This is a genomic window from Devosia sp., assembly GCF_017307565.1.
Taxonomy (GTDB): Bacteria; Pseudomonadota; Alphaproteobacteria; order Rhizobiales; family Devosiaceae; genus Devosia.
Genome location: NZ_JAFKHD010000026.1, coordinates 1 through 2392 on the forward strand (window position 1 = coordinate 1; position 2392 = coordinate 2392).

Genomic DNA, 2392 nt, shown 5'->3' on the forward strand with positions numbered 1-2392 from the left:
TTCCATGTCGTGCTGCAGAACGGTGACGATGACATAGGACTCGTTCTTGTAGCCATCGGGGAAAAGCGGGCGGATCGGACGGTCGATGAGGCGCGAGGTCAGCGTCTCGTTCTCGGTCGGGCGACCTTCGCGCTTGAAGTAGCCACCCGGGATCTTGCCGGCGGCAAAATACTTTTCCTGGTAGTTGACGGTCAGCGGGAAGAAGTCCTGACCGGGCTTGGGCGACTTGGCCGAAACGACAGTGGCAAGCACCACAGTCTCACCCAGCGTCGCGAGCACGGCACCATCAGCCTGGCGGGCGATCTTGCCGGTTTCGAGCGTCAGGGGCTGGCCGCCCCAGTTGAGTTCGACCTTGTGGTGGTCAAAATTGATCGACATGTTTTGTCTTTCCATTCTGCCGGAGCGCGGGAACGCGGACGAGGCGAAGGTCCGCGAACGCTTCCGGTGTGCCCGCACCGGTGCCGCACCCCATGTGCGCGCCGGCTCAAAATCAGGCACTGTTGCTGTTTGGCGAAGACAGAACATGGACAAGACAACAAGCGGCTCCACGGCGGAAGGCGCCAATAATCCTGCCATGCTCCGGCATCGCCGGCCTAGGGCGCATCGGAATGCGCCGGGTGCAGACCCTTGTTCTGGTCGCGTCTTCGGAGAAGCGCTATCCGCCCGTCCTGAAGCCGCGCCCCAAAAGGGCAACCGGCGCGGAAGATGACTCCCGCGCCGGATTGTCTGGTCTTAGCGACGCAGGCCGAGCTTTTCGATCAGCGTCTTGTAGCGGCTCTCGTCGACCTTCTTGACGTAGTCGAGGAGGCGGCGACGGGTCGAAACAAGCTTCAGAAGGCCACGGCGCGAGTGATTGTCCTTCGCGTGGTCCTTGAAGTGCTCGGTGAGGTTGGCAATACGCTCGGAGAGGATCGCCACCTGCACTTCCGGCGAACCGGTATCGTTGGCCTTGGTGGCATATTCCTTGATGAGCTCGTTCTTGCGCTCAGCAGTAATCGACATCAGCTTATCCTTTATTGTGAGGATGAAGAGCCCCAGCCAGGATGTCGTCCAGGTGGGGCCGATAATAGCGCGGCAAAGTGAGCCTGCTGGCGGTCCCTATAGTGCAAAGCACCGCACAAAGCCAGACTTATTGCTTTGCGCGCTCTCCGAGCTGCTCGTCTGGCCGCACCGCGGCAAAGGACGGATCGAGCGCGGTCTTGGGAATATCGATGGTCCATTCCACTCCGTCGGGATGCTCGTGCCGCTCGACCTGGGCCCCAAGCGCGCCGCCCACCATGGCGCGCAGCACCGTCGTGCCGAAACCGGCGCGCTGGCTGGCCTTGAGCGGACCCGACAGCGTTTCGCGCCAGCGCATGTCGACCTGATCGTCGCCATCGACCCAGGAAAGGGTCAGGCGGCCCCGCTCATCGGCGAAGGCGCCATATTGGGTGGCGTTGACGGCCAGTTCGTGCAGCGCCATGCCCAGGATCTGCGCGCCCTGCGGATTGATGCGGATATCGTCGCCCGCAATCGTCACCCGCTCCGTCTCCTGCGGCCGGAAGGGGGCCAGTTGCAGGTCGACGAGTTCGCGCAACGACACCCCGGCGCGGCCATGGGCGAGCAGCAGGTCCGTCGAGCGCGCCAGGCCCATGATGCGACGCTCGAGCGCCTCGACATATTCCGGCACGTCCGTTGCGCCGCGCGCGGTCTGCTTGGCCATGGCCGAGATGACCGCCATCTGGTTTTTCGAGCGATGCGCCAGTTCGCGCATCAGGAAGCGCACGTCCCGCTCGGCCGTCTGGCGTTGTCGCGAAGCAACCACCAGCGCCTTTGAAACCTCGTCGATCTCGGCCACCGGATAGTGGCGCTCGAACACCGCCTCGCCGCGCCCCAGGCGCTGGGCATCGAGCCGCAGCCCGCGCACCGAGCGGCTCAGCTGCTGGGCGATATAGACCGCGATCAGCGAGGCGACGATGGCAATCACTAGGCCCCAGGCCGCCAGCTGCAGCAGCGACTCCCCGAGCGGACGCTCGACCTGAGCCGCCGAAGCCCAGGCAACGATGCGCCACCCGGTGAGGCCGGATCGCCATTCGGCGGTGACCACACGTTCCTCGTGAAAACTCTCTTCCGTCCAGCCCTGCGCGGGGCTGTCCGCATCCCTGCGCATGGGCAATGTATCGCCGATGGCGAGGTCGCCGCTGACCGTCGACGCAATGACCGTGTTGGCGCCATCGACAAGTGCCGCATTCCAGCCCTGCGGCAGTTCCCGTGATTGCAGCACGGGAATGAGATCGCTCGCATTCTGGGTGAGGGCGATCAGCGCCACTGGCCGTCCTTCGGGCAGTGGCAGCCAGACATTGTAAACCCAGGTCTGGGCAACCTTGCCAAAGAACAACCCCGATATCGTTGC

Annotated in this window: 2 protein-coding genes and 1 pseudogene; all 3 read right to left on the reverse strand. The window is 64.0% G+C overall.

The genetic code is table 11. The features are described from left to right. Positions 1–378, reverse strand: a pseudogene (locus tag J0I64_RS00330) (polyribonucleotide nucleotidyltransferase); the annotation flags it as partial. A 354-nt stretch (positions 379–732) separates the two neighbouring features. After that, complete coding sequence (gene rpsO, locus J0I64_RS00335) at positions 733–1068, reverse strand: 30S ribosomal protein S15 (RefSeq protein WP_291405330.1); 336 nt, start codon at positions 1066–1068, stop codon at positions 733–735. Positions 1069–1129: 61 nt separating this feature from the next. Continuing rightward, positions 1130–2392 (reverse strand): HWE histidine kinase domain-containing protein (locus tag J0I64_RS00340; protein ID WP_291405328.1); only part of this gene is annotated, 1263 nt, incomplete at its 5' end.